The sequence below is a fragment of the Nodosilinea sp. LEGE 06152 genome, assembly GCF_015207525.1.
Lineage (GTDB): Bacteria > Cyanobacteriota > Cyanobacteriia > Phormidesmidales > Phormidesmidaceae > Nodosilinea.
Map to the genome: position 1 here is coordinate 58,734 of NZ_JADEWR010000022.1, position 16,492 is coordinate 75,225.

Sequence of the window (16,492 nt, forward strand, 5' to 3'; positions counted from 1 at the left end):
GCGAGCTGCCAGCGAATTCTTGGGTGACCATTACAGTATTAAGGGTTCTTATGGCTAAGCAATCTGTACACCTGCCCGCATCGAGCACAGAGGCCGAGGTGCCCCTGTCGCTAGGGGTTGCGGGAGATGCCATTCTCGATGCCGAGGCACAGGTGAGCCAAATACAGCAGGCGTTGGTCAACAACCTGCACTGGGTGCAGGGTAAAGACGAGCAGTTTGCCAACGCCCACGACTACTACACAGCCCTCGCCCACAGCGTGCGCAACCAGCTGCTGCAAAAGCGCATTCGCACCGCTAAAACCTACGCCGACAAGCGCGCCAAAACTGTTTACTACCTGTCGGCAGAATTTCTGATGGGGCGACAGTTGGGCAACGGGCTCATCAACCTGGGCCTCTACGACACCATGCGCCACGCCCTGGCCGACTGCGGCCTCGACCTCGACGAACTGCTAGAGCGCGAGGCCGAGCCGGGTCTGGGCAACGGCGGGCTGGGTCGTCTGGCCGCCTGCTTTATGGATTCGCTCACGACCCTCAATTTGCCAGCGGTGGGCTACGGCATTCGCTACGAGTTTGGCATCTTTACCCAGCTAATTCGCCAGGGCCACCAGGTAGAAGCCCCCGACAAGTGGCTTAGCTACGGCAACCCCTGGGAAATTGCTCGCCCCGACTACCGGGTTGAGATCAAGTTTGGCGGCCACACCGAGGTCTACAAAGACGGCGACGACGACTACCAGGTGCGCTGGATTCCGAGCCAGACGGTAATTGGCATTCCCCACGATGTGCCCGTACCGGGCTACGGCACCGAGAACGTCAACATTCTGCGGCTGTGGAAGGCCGAGGCTGGGGAAGCCTTTGACCTGGTTGCCTTTAACTCGGGCGACTACTTTGGGGCGGTAGCCAACAAGATGATCTCTGAGAACATCACCAAGGTGCTCTACCCCAACGACGAAACGCGCCAGGGCAAAGAGCTGCGTCTGCAGCAGCAGTACTTCTTTGTGGCCTGCTCCCTGCAAGACATCATTCGTTTGCACCTGCGCGACCACGGCGATTTGGCCAAGCTGGCCGACTCGGCGGCGATTCAGCTCAACGATACCCACCCGGCGATTGGGGTGGCCGAACTGATGCGCCTGCTGCTCGATGAGCACCACATGGAGTGGGAAACCGCCTGGCAGATTACCCAGCGGGCCTTTGGCTACACCAACCACACGCTGATGCCCGAAGCCCTGGAGCGCTGGTCGGTAGACCTATTTGGCAAGCTGCTGCCGCGCCACCTGGAGCTGATCTATGAAATTAACCAGCGCTTTTTAGACCAGGTGAAGCTGCGCTACCCCAAAGACCCCGCGCGCCTGGAGCGCCTATCGCTAATTGAGGAAGGCCCCGAGCGGCGGGTGCGGATGGCCAACCTGGCCTGCGTGGGCAGCCACGCCATCAACGGGGTGGCGGCGCTGCACACCGAGCTGCTGAAGCAGGAGGTGCTGCAAGACTTCTACGAGCTGTGGCCCGATAAGTTTAGCAACAAGACCAACGGCATTACCCCTCGTCGCTGGCTGCTGCAGTGCAACCCCCGCCTGGCTCAGCTGATTTCTGAAACGATTGGCGATCGCTGGATTACCAACCTAGATCTCCTCAAGGATCTAGAGGCCCATGTCGACAACGCCGATTTCCGCCACGCCTGGCAGGCCATCAAGCAGGAAAACAAGTGGAGTTTGGCCCGCTACATCTACGACACCCTGGGCCTGGAGGTCAACCCCGACTCGATGTTTGATGTGCAGATCAAGCGCATCCACGAGTACAAGCGCCAGCTCATGAACGTGCTGCATGTGATCACGCTGTACAACCGCATGGTGCAAAACCCCAATGACCACGTTGTGCCTCGCACGGTGATTTTTGGCGGTAAGGCAGCCCCAGGCTACGCCATGGCCAAACTGGTGGTGAAGCTGATCAACGCTGTGGCCGATGTGGTCAACAATGACCCCATTGTGGCTGGGCGGCTCAAGGTGGTGTTTTTGCCCAACTACAACGTGTCACAAGCCCAGCGGCTGTTTCCGGCTTCGGACTTGTCTGAGCAAATTTCTACCGCTGGCATGGAAGCCTCGGGCACCGGCAACATGAAATTTGCCCTCAACGGGGCGCTCACCGTGGGCACCCTCGACGGCGCTAACGTAGAAATCCGCGAGGAGGTCGGGGCCGACAACTTCTTCCTGTTTGGCCTCACTACGGAACAGGTGGCCGCCTGCAAGGCCGTGGGCCACAACCCCTGGTACTACTACGACACCAACCCCGAACTCAAGCGGGTGCTGGACGTAATTGCCTCGGGGCTGTTTTCGCCCGGTGAGCCCGACCTGTTTCTGCCCATTCTCGACTCGCTGCTGGTCGATGACCCCTATATGGTGATGGCCGACTACGCCGCCTACGTGCAGTGCCAAGAGCACGTCAGCCGCACCTACGAAGACCGCGATCGCTGGGTACGCATGGCCATTCTCAACACCGCTCGGATTGGCAAATTCTCTGCCGATCGCACCATCGCCGAGTATGCTCGCGATATTTGGAAGGTGAAGGCGGTGCCGGTAGGGGAGTAATAGGGAATGCAAAATTCAAAATGCAAAGTTCAAAATTTTGAACTTTGCATTTTGAACTCTTCCACTTCTTACTTGGGCGGCTCCCTCAGGGCCGCTACCAGCAGGCAGGCGATGCCGATGTTAATGCACACATCGGCCAGGTTAAAAATTGGAAAGCGAATTAGCCGAAAGTCTAGGAAGTCGATGACTTCTCCGGCCAGCAGGCGATCGATGCCGTTGCCCAGGGCACCACTCAAAATCAGCCCGTAGCCCACCTGCTCCCAGCGGTTGGGCAATCGTGCTTTGAGGCCCAGGGCAATTAGCCCCAGGCTGACCGCCAGCGACAGCCACTTGAGCCATTCGCCATTGTTGCTAAACAGGCTAAAGGCGGCACCGCTGTTGGTGACATAGGTAAAGTAAAACACCCCCGGCCAAATTGGCAGGGAATCGGGTGGCGTGGTGAGTTCAAAGGTTTGAGCCACCCACATCTTTGTCAGCTGATCGAGGGCTAGCCCAACTCCGGCGGCGATCCAAAACCAACGATTGCGCAATCTCATGGGCCTAGTAAAACAACAGCTGTCTCAGCACCAGCGACAGCACTGCCACAGCACACACTACCACCAGGTGGCCCGGCAGCGGCAAAATTGAGTAGCCCAGCAGCAGCTCCCAGTAGGAGGCTGATACGGTCTGCAACCAGCCTAGCAGGGAGGCCAGAGTTAGGTAAATAATACCCAGCCCGTGAATAATGCCCAGCCCGCTGAGACTGCTCAGGGCCAGGGTTTCGAGCTTGGGTGGGTTTTGAAAAGCCAGGTAGCCACACACCCAGCCAGCGGGCACAAAGCCAATTAAATAGCCAAAGCCGGGCTCGCGCACGTAGCTAAGGCCACCGCCCTGGGTAAATACCGGAAATTCAAACACCTGAAACAGGGCCAGCCCCAGCACCAGGTAGGCAATTTGCGAGAGTGCCGCCGCATTTTTGCCGCCCACGCAGCCGGTCAGCAGCACGGCTCCGACCTGAAAGCTCACCCCCAGCGATAAAATCGCCATCCCAGACTGACCCCAGCTCCAGGGAGCGCTGAGGGTAAAAGCTTCCATCCAGGTGGCCACAATGGTGAGAACCAACCCGATCAAGGCCCACAGTAGTTCAAATGGTGCTAGCACCGACGATGTCTTCACCCGTTAGCGGCAGAATTCAGACATTCACATTAGCAGGGATTGCCAGACTGGGCACGGGTTGAGCGAAAGATTTTCGCCCCGCTGGAAACAGAAATTCGGCGTGGTCAGCGATCCCCAAATAGCGCTGTGGATGGGGAATCTACTGGCAACAAAATAATGCTTTTGAAAAAGGAGTTGGGAACCGGATGCCTTCTGAGCAGCACGGCGATCTCCCCCTTTCGACTTCACCCAGCCCGGACGAGAGGTTCAGCGGAGTTGAAAGAGGGAGACGGCTAAATTATCGGCGGCAGGGGGTTAGAGAACAATTTCTAGCTCGTTTGTTCAGAACGAGGCTCTTCGCTCAGACTGGGGCGATCGCCCCAGCGATCGCGCTTCATCCACAGCCAGAGGTAGATCACGCCAACGATGAGGCTAAACAGCAGCAGCGTCAGCGACCAGGATATTTCGCCTGGCCACAGCCGCTCCAGCAGCAGCCCCAGCAGGTAGCCCCCTAGGGGAGCGGCGACGACGGATAGCGCAACCTTGCCTAGAAACGTGCTCAACCTGCTGTTTCTCGCTTTAGCCGACAGATCAGAAAGTTCAGGTTCGTCGGTAGTTGAATATTTCATGGCATCGTGAGGCTGCTTGCGGCTAGTTCCAGGTGCGCTCGCCCGACTCGTCTACGCGGGCCTGACGAATGACATCAGAAATCTCTTCGGCATCTTTGACGTGGTGCAGGGCCTTCTGGCCTTCTTCGGGGTCGTCGACCACAAAATAGGTGGGCACAACGATGTGGTCGCCGGTAATGTCAGGGGCATCGACGGCCACCTGCTGAGACTTTTCCTGCAGCGTTTTTTCGCCGTCAACGATATCCCCCGGATTGAGAACCATGTTCTCGTTTTCTTCCAGCATTTTTTTGTGGGCCGCCTTCTGCTCGGGCGACACTTCCTCAGGGGTCAGCGGCTGATGGATTTCCTGGCGCTGATCGGAGTTTTGGTCAGATTTTTGAGTAGCCATATTGTTTTTCCAGGTCTACAACTGGCCTTAGCCTAGCGAGCGATGCCGGGTGGCAACATCGCTCTAAGGAGACAAAACGTTGCTCTCTAAGGCGCGATCTGTCTCCTCTGGCAGATCATTGGCAGCCTGCTCAACTACAGGTTCGGGCACGCGCAGCATTAGCAGAGCCGACAGGCCGAGCAAAATGCCTCCCAGGGCCAGGGCCAACAGGCGATCGCCGTGCAGCAGATGGCGCATGACCCAGCCAAAGCCCAGCGACATGACAATTTGAGGCAGGGTGACAAAACCATTAAACAGGCCCATATATACCCCGCTCTGGCTTTCGGGCAGCTCGTCCATCAGCAGGGAGTAGGGAATCGACAGAATGCTGGCCCAGGCAATGCCCACCCCAACCATAGACAGCAAAATGGAGTAGCGATCGTGCACCAGCAGCAGCGATAGCAGGCCCACCGCCCCGGCCATCAGGCAGGCAGCGTGGGTCGTCACCCGGCCCCAGCGCTGACTCAAAGCGGGAATCAAAAACGAGACGCCCAGACACACCAGGTTATAGAAGGCGGTGCAGAGACCGGCCCATTCTACACCGTGGGCATAGCTGAGCGAGTCGCGACTGGTAGCCCCCAAAATATTGCGGGCGATCGCATTGGGCAGGTACAGAAAAATGCAGTAGACTCCCGCCCAGCTCAGAGCCTGCACCCCGGCTAGCTGGCGCATCATCGGCGGTAGCGAGGTCATGGCCTGGGCGATCGCCTGCATCGGGTTTAGCACCTCTGCCTCAGGCGCTAGCACCGGGTTTGGGGTCGACTGGGGCGACGGTTCACTGACCGTCCAAAAGGTGCCCAGGGTGCTGCCCAAACAGAGCACCGCCCCCACCATATAGGCACCGCCGATGACGGCGGGCACCCCGGTATCGGTCGCCTCGGCGGCGGGCTGAAGGTGCAGCAAATGCTCTAGCAGCCAGGGCAGCCCCGCTGCACAGATAGCCCCCAGGCCAATGCAAAACCCTTGAATAGAGTAGCCCCAGGTGAGATAGCGGGGGGCCAGCAAGTCGCCCACAAAGGGACGACTGGGGGCGACGCTAATGTTGAGCGCCAGCTGCAGCAGCCAGTACAGGGCCACCGCCTGAGTCAGGTTGGTAGCCCAGGGCAGCGCCACCAGGCCGACGGCCCCCAGCAGCGCGCCCCCCAGAAAGTAGGGCTGGCGTTTGCCCCAGGGGCTGACGGTGCGATCGCTCAGCTCACCTACAATGGGCTGCACCAGCAGGCCCATCAGCGGTGCCCCCAGCCACAGCAGCGGCAGCTGACTGACATCGGCCCCCAAAGACTCAAAGATAGTGCTGGCGTTGGCCAGCTGCAGGCCGTTGCCAATCTGCACCCCCCAAAAGCCCAGGTTCATCGTAATCAGCAGGCGCAAGCCCGGACGTTCGACGGTCATAAACAGCAGTAGGTAGTGGCAATAGCTGGCTAGATCCGTACCATCTTGGGCGCACAGACCCTGGTTCACATCCTTCTTGGGGTGCAGTTTGGTCTGACCTGGGTTTGGCTAGACGGGCAATTACAGGCTAATGCTGGCCACCGAACCACCGTCAACGCGGTAGTTGGCCCCCACCACAAAGCTAGATTGTTGAGAACACAAAAAGGCAATTACAGCCGCCACTTCCTGGGCCTTACCCCGACGCTTTAGCTGCAGATGAGGCCGCTCTTTTTCTAGGAAAGATGCGATCGCGCCTTCGACATCAGTACCGTTTTTTTCAGCCCGCTGCTCCATCATGGCGTTGGTCATGGGGGTGGCGATAAAAGCAGGTGCTACCGAGTTAACCAGCACGCCATCTTCGGCGTAGGCCTTAGAGAGGTTTTTGGCAAAGTTAAGCACCCCGGCTTTGGCCGCACAATAGGGCATCTCATCGGTGTAGGGCTGCACGGCATCCTCAGAAGTAACCAGCACAACGCGACCCCAGCCCGACTCGCGCATAGGCGGTATAAACGTGCGGCACACTCTCACTGCCGCCATTAAATCAACGTCAAGCGTTTCTAGCCACTCGTCATCGCTAATGTCTAAAAAATCACCCGTGGCACCGGTGATACCAGCGCAGTTCACCAAAATATCGACCTGACCGTACTGGTCTAGCACTTTGGTTTTAGCCGCTTCAATATCGTCTAAATTGCGCAGGTCGGTCTGTACCGCTATAGCTTCGCCAACCTTGTTCAGCTCTTTGAGCGCAGCATCTAGTTTGTCGTCGGTTTTGTCGAGTAGCGCAACTTTTACGCCTTCGTCGGCCAAAAGTTTGGCCGTAGCGCGACCAATGCCTGAGTCAGCGCCAGTAATCACGGCCACCTTACCTTTAATGCCAAAATCCATTCAATATTTCTCCTTGAATAATTAAACATCTACACAAATCTTAATAGTAGATTTATTCAGCGTTATCTGTAGGTCTATAGATTTACAAGTGAGGGGATTTTGTTAGTTCTGAGAATTAGGATGCAATTCTGTTTGTGATCCCAAATCGATTTTAATGAGGTTCGCATTTCCTCAATAAAGCCGGTATTAAGCAAAAAAATAGGGAGCAGTTCACTGCTCCCTTTGGTCAGATTCTAAGTAAAGAGACCAAATTGATATTTAGCGCTAGCGCAATTAGTCGATGGCTTTCTTAACCTGATCTTTTAGGTCTTCTTTGGCATGCCCAGCTTTGGACTCGCCCTGCTTAGCTTTACCTTCCATTTCAGTGGAGGTGTCGCCAGTTGCTTTACCAGCAGCTTCTTTTGCTTTACCTTCAACGTTTTTAGCAGTAGCTTCTGCTCTATCTTGAATACCCATGGGCTATTCTCCAATTCGATATGTTTATAGTGTAAGAGAATAGTTTGCTTTGCCTATCGGTCAATAGGAACACTTTTGTTGCAGAATGCCTTTGAGTTCTAGCTCTTCAAAACTGTCCGTTGGAGAATAAATAGACCTGGGCACGATCATCCTATACAGTGCTAATTTCAGAATCGGCGCTGCGATCGCTGCCGTAGTATCTGAGGCACCGCCGACTTGAGCGGTTGAAGGGCAAACCAGCGCTGACTGGAAAAACAGGGCTTGCGATCGCGATCGTAGCCGTACGTTCAATCACTCAAGCAGCCATCTTAAAGTCGGCATAAAAGGCTAGGTCTGCTCGCAGACCTAGCCTTCATATTCATAGCAGGTAGGGCTAAACTAGCCTACGAAGCTAGAGAACTTTTAATTAGAGAACTTCGCCTGCACCCTCGCCATCCTTGATCTCTTTCTTGAACAGAGTCAGCAGAGAGGGGGTAACAAAGAAACCAAAATAGATGCCCAGCAGACCCGTTAGACCGTGCAGGAATACATCAGGCCCAAAGAGAGGAAAGAGGCCAAAAAACGTATTTAGAACGGGAACAAAGCCCATGATAGTAAGGACGGTGTAATAGATACCTAGTTGCCCAGCAAACAGGCGTGAGCTATCCAGCGAAATGGCCGCTACGATACCCAGCAATCCGGTAACAATGTGCACAATATTGTGGGCAGTGTTGACGGGAAATAGACCCATTAGAGCACCATAGCCAGAAATCACCTCCAGGTTGCTAGCCGCAGAGTTAAAGGATTCGGGATGGGAGACCAGCGCCGGAACAAAACCCATGACGCCAATGGCGACATAGACAATACCAATTATTAGTGCAAATTTTTGTGTAGTCTTCATAACAGATTCGGCCTAAGCGCGACAACTGCAATCAAGTTAATAACTTTCAACAGCATCAACCTCTTTAATAAGGGGTAGCTCTCCCTACGTCACTAGGCAGAATGTAAAGCTCCTACCAGAGTTCAAAAGGATGATGAGAACAGCCATTCTCCTGTTCTAGCACCGCTTATTGGAGGTATAGCTACCGCCAGTATTAGGGCACACCAAAGCTTCAGCGATGGCTACTACGCAGATTTACCCCTCGGTTTTTTGCTGGTGGCAGCTCCCAATGTCCTCAGCCCAATGGCTGTCGCTATACCTGACTGCCCCTCAAGCATGACATGCAAAGCTAGCGGGTCAAGCCTCAAAGACTTCAAAATTGGTCCTTGGGCGATGGCTAATTTTTACTTGCTGCTGTGGCCCACAACAAACCCGCACTCGAGCAGATTTTCCCACAAGCATGTAGGGAATCTTGCTCAAGTGCAAGGGCGTATCATCAATTCTGGCCACAATCCCTAGATCATCAACGCTGTCACGCCCGATCCAAACAGGTTGGGGGCTGTACCGACTGATCATTGGGCCGTCACCAACTAATTGATGACAGCCCCTAGGTATACGATGACTTAAATTACGGTGTCATCAGGAATGGTGGCTCCTCGCAAAACGGTGACAATGCCGCTGCGGATATAGAACCCTTGATCCTCGCGATCGGCTTCTTCAACACGGTCTTTGTTGAGAATCTGCACGTTGCAGCCGATGCGAGCATTTTTGTCGATGATGGCGTGGTAAATGGTGCTGTTTGCCCCAATACCGAGGGGAGTTTTGGTGGTATCGCAGTTGCCCCGACGCTCAAAGTTATCTTGGTAATGGTCGGCTCCCATAATCAAGCTGTCTTCGATAGTACAGCCCGATTCAATTCGAGAGCGAATACCAATCACCGAGTTGGTAATATTGCATTCCTTGAGCACGCAGCCCTCGCTGACCATCGACTGAGAGATAGTACATTGCAGGTATTTGGTGGGCGGCAAATAACGAGCCCTGGTGTAGATGGGGGCAGATTCGTCATAGAAGCTAAACAACGGATTTGGCTGCTTCACCAAGGCCAAATTTGCGTTAAAGAACGACTCGATAGTACCAATGTCTTCCCAATAATCGTTAAACAGGTAGGCCTGTACCCGGTAATCTTTGGCAGAGTTGGGGAGAATTTCTTTACCGAAGTCAGTCTGGTCGGGGTGCTGCTTAAGCAGGTCGAGTAGCACCTCTCGTTTAAATAAGTAGATCCCCATGGAGGCAATGTAGGGTTTTTCCTTAGCCTCTTCGGCAGAGAGACCCAGGGTGGTGGTATCGACCTGCATTGCCTTGAGGGCATCGCCCTTGGGCTTCTCACTGAAGTCGATGATGCGACCGGAGTCATCAATTTTCATGAGGCCAAAGCTAGACGCTCGTTTTTCGTCTACCGGTAGTACCGATAGGGTAATGTCGGCATTGTTTTCGCGATGGTGCCGCACAAACTCGCGGTAGTCCATGCGGTACAGATGGTCACCCGATAAAATCAAGTACTCATCAAACTTCATATCCTCAAAGCGCCAGAGGTACTGCCGCACAGCATCTGCGGTGCCCTGAAACCAATCTAGGTTTTCGGGAGTCTGTTGGGCTGCCAGTACTTCTACAAACCCCTGCTGAAAGCCTGAAAAGCTATAGGAACGCGAGATATGCTCGTTCAGTGAGGCCGAGTTAAACTGCGTCAACACATAGATTCTTGAGATGTCTGAGTTGATGCAGTTGCTGATGGGAATATCGATCAACCGGTGCTTCCCGCCTAGGGGTACTGCGGGCTTAGCCCGAGTTTTGGTCAACGGGTAGAGGCGAGTTCCAGCGCCACCGCCCAATATAATTCCTAACACTCTGTTCACGATATCTCCTTGTTTGTAGCTTACGACTAGAGCGGTTAAATTGCGCCTTTTTGCGCTTTTTGAAGAACAGCACTGTTCCCCTAGGCTGCTCCTGCGATCAGCAGAGAGTCATAACTAAGCGAAGCTGCAGGGTCGGTTTTGTCGCCATAGAGTCGTAGCCAACCCATCGTTGAGATTGGCCACGATCGCGCTACTTGCGACGACGCACCCCACAGAAGGTAGAGTTCGTCTGCTGAAAACCACTGAAATTCTGACGGCTATTGCTTTTACACTCTAGAAATAAGCCCTTTTCTCTCCATTGACCTGTACCTAAGGGCGGAACCCTGCTGAACAAGCATTCAATTTTGTGAAGAGGGCGAGCAATAATAACAAACTCAGTCTAAATGGTTCTTAACAAAGACTATTTCTTTAATTAAGCTTCGATATGCGTCGAAACTTTTGAATTTCGAAGTCTATCTACGCCTTCTGGCCATTTCTTTTGCGTCTGTGGGTAGATGGGACGGATTTAGCTACGGCATACATTAGTTGGCAAGAATTGATTACCGTTCGCAATTCATTGCGTAGCAATTGAGAAGGAAAACACACCCATGTCTTACACCAACGAACCTGGCGCTTACAGAAACGAGCCCGGAACCTATCGGGATGACCCCACCACCAATCCTAACTACCGGGTTACTGAAACTACAACGACGATGCCCGTAGCTGAGTACCATGATTTGGTGCGCTGGGGCCCAATTCTTTCGGGATTAGTGATTGCGATCGCAACTCAACTTGTGCTGACCGGCATAGGAGCCGCCATCGGCCTTACCACCCTGGCAAACACGGCGACCCCCCAAGGCAATGCTAGCGAAGTCGGTACTGCCGTCGGTATTTGGTCCATTATTAGCCTGCTCATTTCGCTATTCATTGGCGGCTGGGTTACGGCCCGCGCCTGCGGCCCCATGAACCGCAAAACCGCTATGCTCAACGGAGCTATTCTGTGGGCTACCACCCTGGCTGTGAGCGCCTGGCTGCTGTCTACCGGAGTAGCCGGAGCCTTTGGCCTCGTTGCTCAGGGGGCCGATGCGGTTATCAACCAGGTACCCACTGGTTCACTGCCTGACGTTACCCAGAACCCCAACGTGCCCCCCGAGCAGGTTCAAAACGCTGCGGGCAACGCCGCCAAAGTGGGCTGGTCGTTCGCGCTGGGTTCGTTGCTGGGCTTGATTGCTGCCCTGGCCGGTTCTGCCACTGGTGCTCGCAGCCCCCGTACCGCAACCCGCTAAATAGTGGCTTAGCACTATCAATTATCAACACAGCAGACAGTTGAAAGGTAGGTTTAGGCCTACCTTTTTTATTGGCCTTTTTACTGAATAAAGCTATTATATCTTTCTGGCTATTTAAGTAAGAAAGGATCTGTACCGGAAGTTTGAGGTAAGCATAATAGCTTATCGACTAAGCTAGCTATATTCAACACATTTTATTAACCAATTACAGTGTGTACTCCATCAGATTTTCGTATTCTTGTCGTAGATGATATCGACGACAACCTCTTTTTACTGCAAACTGTACTGGAAACGGAGGGCTATGCGGTGGATACGGCTGGGAACGGCGGCACAGCCTTGGCAAAAGTCGAAAGCTCTCCCCCCGACCTAATTTTGATGGATGTGATGATGCCTGACATGAACGGTTATGAAGTAACCCGACAGATTCGGCAAAATCCAAACTTACCGTTTATGCCTATTTTGATGGTCACCGCCTACGACACAGTCAATACGGGCCAGGGGACGATGGCGGGTTCTCATCACTTTATTCGTAAGCCGATTGAGTTTGACCAGCTGTTGAACAAGGTGGCAACGCTATTGGAGTCGTGCCACCACCACCACGACTCAGCTTCACAGTAGTGGCCTAGAGTAGCAGGTCTGGCAAGAGCGTTATTTGATTAAGGCGGCGATCGCGGCTACCAGTTCGGCAGGCTCAAAGGGTTTGCTCAAGTGGCGCTGAAACCCGGCGGCAAGGGCCTGCTGCCGGTTGATTTCGCCAGCGTAGGCTGTCAGGGCTACGGCCTTAAAGGTGGGCTGTGTGCCCTGCTGAGCGAGCTGCGATCGCACCTGCTGCAACAGCATATAGCCGTCAACATCGGGCATGGCGATATCGCTGATCAAGACGTCTAGCTCTAGCTGAGGCAGCTGTCGCAACGCCTCGGCGGCAGAGGTAACGGCGGTAACCACGGCCCCGGCCTGCTCTAGCACCAGCACCAGCAGGTCGCGGGCATCAGCTTCATCTTCAACCACTAAAATACGCACTCCAGGTAGCTGGGCGGGCTGGAGTGCGCGGTGCAAAGCGTACGCGGCGGTCTCCTGGGTGGCGTCCTTGAGATTGCTTGGCAGCGGCAGCCGCACCGTAAAGGTGGCCCCCAGCCCAGCGCCAGGGCTGACGGCGGCGATCGTACCGCCGTGTAGTTCTACTAGCTGCCGCACGATCGCCAGACCCAGGCCCAGCCCGCCAAACTGGCGAGTCGTTTTGCTGTCGGCCTGGCGAAAGCGGTCAAAAATGTAGGGAATAAACTCTGGGGTAATGCCCTGGCCCGTATCGGTAACAACAATTTGGGCATGGGTTGCGCCTGCTGGCGACTGGGCAATGGGGTGGTCTGGCACTGGGGTAATCGCTTCTAGCCTAATCTTGACCTGGCCCCCCTCGGGCGTAAACTTGACTGCGTTAGACAGCAGGTTCCAAACCACCTGCTGCAGTCGACCGGCATCGCCCAACACGGGCGGTACGTCGGCGTCGAGCTGGGTGTGCAGCCGAATAGCCTTGGCCTCCGCCGCCAGCCGCACCGTTTCCATCGCCGCTTCGATGGTGGCTTTGAGCTGCACGGGGGTGATATCGAGGTTGAGCTTGCCCTGCAAAATGCGCGAGACATCGAGCAGGTCGGCAATTAGCTGAGTTTGCAGCTTGGCATTGCGCTCAATGGTCTGAAGGCCGCGGATCAGGGTGTCGGGGTCGGGCTGGCGCTTTTGCAGCAGCTGCGACCAGCCCAAAATCGGGTTGAGGGGCGACCTGAGCTCGTGGGAGAGCACGGCTAAAAACTCATCCTTGATGCGGTTGGCGGCCTCGGCCTCGCTGCGGGCGGTCTGCTCGTCCTGGTAGAGGCGGGCGTTGTCAACGGCGATCGCCACCTGGTGGGCCACATTTTCGGCCAGGGCCAGGTCGGTGGGGGTGTAGCGACGGTTTGACTGGGCCGTCACGAACGAAATTATCCCTAAAATTTGCCCCCGAGCGATCAGCGGCGCAGCAATACAAGACCTCAGCCCCAGCCCCTCCAGCAGGCGCAGGTGCTCGGGGTCTTGGGCCACCGACTCCAGGTTAACCGCTGAAATATCGGCCATTAGCTCGGTTTGGTCGAGGCGCAAAACTTGGGCTAACCCCACCGGGGCCCCTACCGGCTGGGGGTAGCGGCGGTGAAGCTGCCAGGCCAGCTCTACTTTGGCCGGGTCGCAGTGGGCTACAGCAACCCGCTCCATGCCCCGCTCAGCATTTAGCAGGTCGATCGTGCACCAGTCGGCAAAAAACGGCACTACCCGGTCGGCCACCTGCTGAAGTGTGTCGGTGTGGTTGAGCAACGAGGCCAGTGTAGTGCTGATATCGACCAACAGCGCCGAGCGAAACTGCCCGGCTTCGGCATCGATACGGGCTGTCTGTTCACGAATGCGCTGAGCCCGCTCGGCTTCGATTAGCTTGCGATCGGTAATGTCAAAAAACGAGGCCACCACGGCAAAGGGAGTAGATTCGTTGGGGTGAAACAGCGGCCGGGTGTTGATCGAAATCCAGGTCAGGGTGCCATTGGGCTTGTTTACCCCCATGACCACGTTGGACTGCGACATTCCGGTGCGCAGCGTGATCATGCTGGGATGCTGATCGCCAGGGAATGGGGAGCCGTCTTCGTGGATGGTTGACCAGGAGGGGTCGAGGGAGCTGAGCCCCGTCAGCTGTTCGACAGTGAGGCCCAAAATATCGGCGGCACTAGCGTTGCAGGTGTAGATAGTGCCGTCGCTGCTTTGTAAAATAATGCCTTCGGCAGTCGTCTCAATGACCGAGCGATAGCGTTCTTCAGAGGCCTGCAGGGTTAGTTCTGCCTCTTTGCGCTTGGTAATATCGCTAATCGAGGCAATCACATGGGTGATGCCATCCCTAGAGTCGAGCAGGGGCGAGGCGTTGACGCACAAAATTGTGCGGTCACCATCGCTATGGTCGAGGGCCATTTCAACTCCGTGGGTGGGCTGCCCAGTGTGCAGAACCCGCATAAAGGGCAAATCTTCGGTTGCCAAGGGTTCTCCCGCCAGATTAGTCACCTTCCAGGGTGGATTGTCGTAGCTGTGCTCGGCGAGTGCTTGGCGATTGCTCCGCAGTATCTTTTCGGCGGCGGAGTTAACCGTTACTATCTGACCCTGGGCGTTAAAGATCACAACGCCGTCAGGAATTGTCTCAAAAATGCTGGCCAACTGAGCCTCGCTGGCTCTGAGGGCGTCTTCCATGCGCTTGCGATCGGTGATGTCGTGCATTACTACCACCGCTCCCTGGGGGCTGCCATCAGCGGCGGCGATCGCCTGCCCGCTTGCCGACACGGTGCGGGCCTCTCCCCCCTTGGGGGCAATTACCATCTCAACCCTGTCTACGGCCTCTCCCTGCAGAGCCCGAAACAGCGGAATGTCCTCTTTACGCAACGGCGTGTGGCCATCGGGCTGATAGAGATCGTAGTAGTCAGCCCAATGCTCGGGGGGCAGCGGTTGCTCGGGTAGGCCGTGGAAATCGCGGGCCGCCTGGTTAAAAAGGGTCAAGATACCCGCCTGATTGCAGGCCACAATTCCTGCCTGTACGTTTTCGAGCAGCACGCGCAGCATTTCCTGCTCGGTTTGAAGGGCAATTTCAGCCTGCTGCCGCTCGGCAATTTCGAGCTGCAGCTGCCGATTGGTGCGCGAAAGCTCAGCGGTGCGCTGGGCAACTAGCTGCTCTAGGTCTTGCTGCACCCGCAGCCTGGCGGCGTCGGTGTGCTGGCGATCGAGCTCGGTGGCAATGCGCAGCGCAAAAATGGGCAGCAGCGCCTCAATCAGCTGAACATTGGTAAAAGGGCTACCATCCATGACCCCTAGCAGCCCCATGGGTGTGCCTTCGGCATCAAAAAACGGAATGGCGGCATAGCTGTCAATGCCCAGCGGCTGCAACAGCGGCGCATCGGGAAACTGCACCTTGACACCGCCGGGATAACAACACAGCTTGCGCTTTAGCAGCACCTGATGACAGGGGGTATGGTGCAGCAGATATTCAAAATTGTCGGCAATTTTTCCCTGTACGCAGGCGGCAATGGTTTTGACCGCATCCTGGCGATCGCCGTTGACCAGCCCAATGTAAGCGTAATCGACCCCCAGGGTGTGGGTCAGGTGCTGCACCAGAGCCGCGAAAAAGGCCGTTCCTGTCTGGGCGGCTACCCCTTGGGTCACAGCCACCAGGGCTGCGTCAATTTCAGCCACTCGGTGGGCGGCCAGGCGCAGGTCTAGCTCATCGACAACCAGGGCCGCCAGGTCGGCCAGCACCGATTGCTGGTCGGCGCTCAACCCATCGCGGGGCTGAGCGTCGAGTATGCACAGGGTACCTACGGCAAAGCCATCTTTGGTCAGCAGCGGTGCCCCAGCGTAAAAGCGCACCCCCGGCTCGCCATGTACCAGCGGGTTACTCGCAAAGCGCTGGTCTTGCCGAACGTCGGGCAGCACAAGCACCTGGTCAGTCAACAGCGCGTAGCTGCAAATCGAGGCCTGCCGCTGTACCATTTGCCGATCGAACCCGTAGGCTGACTTAAACCAGGCTCTGGAGTCGTCGACCAGCGAAATTAACGCCACAGGTACGTTAAATAGGCGGGCCGCTAGCGCCGTAATGCGATCGAATCCGGCTTCGGGGGGAGTATCTAGAATGTTGTATCGCCGTAGGGCTTCCAACCGTCCCGCTTCATTGTGAGGTAGGGGAGATGAGGGCATTAGCGGTCCAGAAGAGGCACTGGGGAGAACTGCGATGGCGTTCGCTAAGAGAGTGCACCGCACTTGGTTAACCCTTAAGCGATCGCAACATTAGTTAACTTAGGGAATTCATCGCTTTACTATCCTTAGGTATAGCTTAGAGTGGTCGAAACAGGGCTACGCTCCCCCCTT

13 protein-coding genes are annotated in these 16,492 nt (G+C 55.6%); 3 read left to right on the forward strand and 10 right to left on the reverse strand.

Going from position 1 to position 16,492, the window contains the following annotated elements; genetic code table 11:
• Window positions 1-50 precede the first annotated feature (50 nt).
• Window positions 51-2,579, forward strand: a complete 2,529-nt coding sequence (locus IQ265_RS23510; protein ID WP_194058121.1) for a glycogen/starch/alpha-glucan phosphorylase — start codon at window positions 51-53, stop codon at window positions 2,577-2,579.
• 68 nt (window positions 2,580-2,647) lie between these two features.
• Here the strand turns inward: IQ265_RS23510 and lspA are convergent, their stop codons facing one another.
• The 9 genes from lspA to IQ265_RS23555 form a co-directional block, all read right to left on the reverse strand.
• Complete coding sequence (gene lspA / locus IQ265_RS23515) at window positions 2,648-3,115, reverse strand: signal peptidase II (RefSeq protein WP_194058123.1); 468 nt, start codon at window positions 3,113-3,115, stop codon at window positions 2,648-2,650.
• Window positions 3,116-3,119: 4 nt separating this feature from the next.
• A complete protein-coding gene (locus IQ265_RS23520; RefSeq protein ID WP_347405008.1) occupies window positions 3,120-3,719 on the reverse strand; it encodes a biotin transporter BioY in 600 nt (199 codons plus the stop codon).
• 323 nt (window positions 3,720-4,042) lie between these two features.
• A complete protein-coding gene (locus IQ265_RS23525) occupies window positions 4,043-4,342 on the reverse strand; it encodes a hypothetical protein (RefSeq protein WP_194058125.1) in 300 nt (99 codons plus the stop codon).
• A gap of 22 nt (window positions 4,343-4,364) precedes the next feature.
• Window positions 4,365-4,730, reverse strand: a complete 366-nt coding sequence (locus IQ265_RS23530) for a hypothetical protein (protein ID WP_194058127.1) — start codon at window positions 4,728-4,730, stop codon at window positions 4,365-4,367.
• A 63-nt stretch (window positions 4,731-4,793) separates the two neighbouring features.
• Window positions 4,794-6,161, reverse strand: coding sequence for an MFS transporter (locus IQ265_RS23535; protein WP_194058129.1), 1,368 nt, complete (start codon window positions 6,159-6,161; stop codon window positions 4,794-4,796).
• 120 nt (window positions 6,162-6,281) lie between these two features.
• Window positions 6,282-7,085 carry an SDR family NAD(P)-dependent oxidoreductase gene (locus tag IQ265_RS23540; protein ID WP_194058131.1) on the reverse strand — a complete coding sequence of 268 codons (804 nt, stop codon included), beginning with the start codon at window positions 7,083-7,085 and terminating at the stop codon, window positions 6,282-6,284.
• 273 nt (window positions 7,086-7,358) lie between these two features.
• Window positions 7,359-7,541, reverse strand: coding sequence for a CsbD family protein (locus IQ265_RS23545; protein WP_194058133.1), 183 nt, complete (start codon window positions 7,539-7,541; stop codon window positions 7,359-7,361).
• A 406-nt stretch (window positions 7,542-7,947) separates the two neighbouring features.
• Window positions 7,948-8,421 (reverse strand): DUF4383 domain-containing protein, encoded by a 474-nt coding sequence (locus IQ265_RS23550; protein ID WP_194058135.1) that lies wholly within the window; start codon window positions 8,419-8,421, stop codon window positions 7,948-7,950.
• 602 nt (window positions 8,422-9,023) lie between these two features.
• Window positions 9,024-10,313 carry a glucose-1-phosphate adenylyltransferase gene (locus tag IQ265_RS23555; RefSeq protein ID WP_194058137.1) on the reverse strand — a complete coding sequence of 430 codons (1,290 nt, stop codon included), beginning with the start codon at window positions 10,311-10,313 and terminating at the stop codon, window positions 9,024-9,026.
• A 587-nt stretch (window positions 10,314-10,900) separates the two neighbouring features.
• On the opposite strand from IQ265_RS23555, the gene IQ265_RS23560 reads away from it, so the two are divergent.
• Together IQ265_RS23560 and IQ265_RS23565 are read left to right on the forward strand one after the other, a co-directional pair.
• Window positions 10,901-11,578, forward strand: a complete 678-nt coding sequence (locus IQ265_RS23560; RefSeq protein WP_228038374.1) for a hypothetical protein — start codon at window positions 10,901-10,903, stop codon at window positions 11,576-11,578.
• Window positions 11,579-11,788: 210 nt separating this feature from the next.
• A complete protein-coding gene (locus tag IQ265_RS23565; protein WP_194058139.1) occupies window positions 11,789-12,196 on the forward strand; it encodes a response regulator in 408 nt (135 codons plus the stop codon).
• Window positions 12,197-12,226: 30 nt separating this feature from the next.
• On the opposite strand, the gene IQ265_RS23570 is transcribed toward IQ265_RS23565, so the two are convergent.
• The gene (locus tag IQ265_RS23570; protein ID WP_194058141.1) at window positions 12,227-16,321 is read right to left on the reverse strand and encodes a PAS domain S-box protein; all 4,095 of its coding nucleotides are present in this window, start codon (window positions 16,319-16,321) and stop codon (window positions 12,227-12,229) included.
• Between the last annotated feature and the right edge of the window lie 171 nt (window positions 16,322-16,492).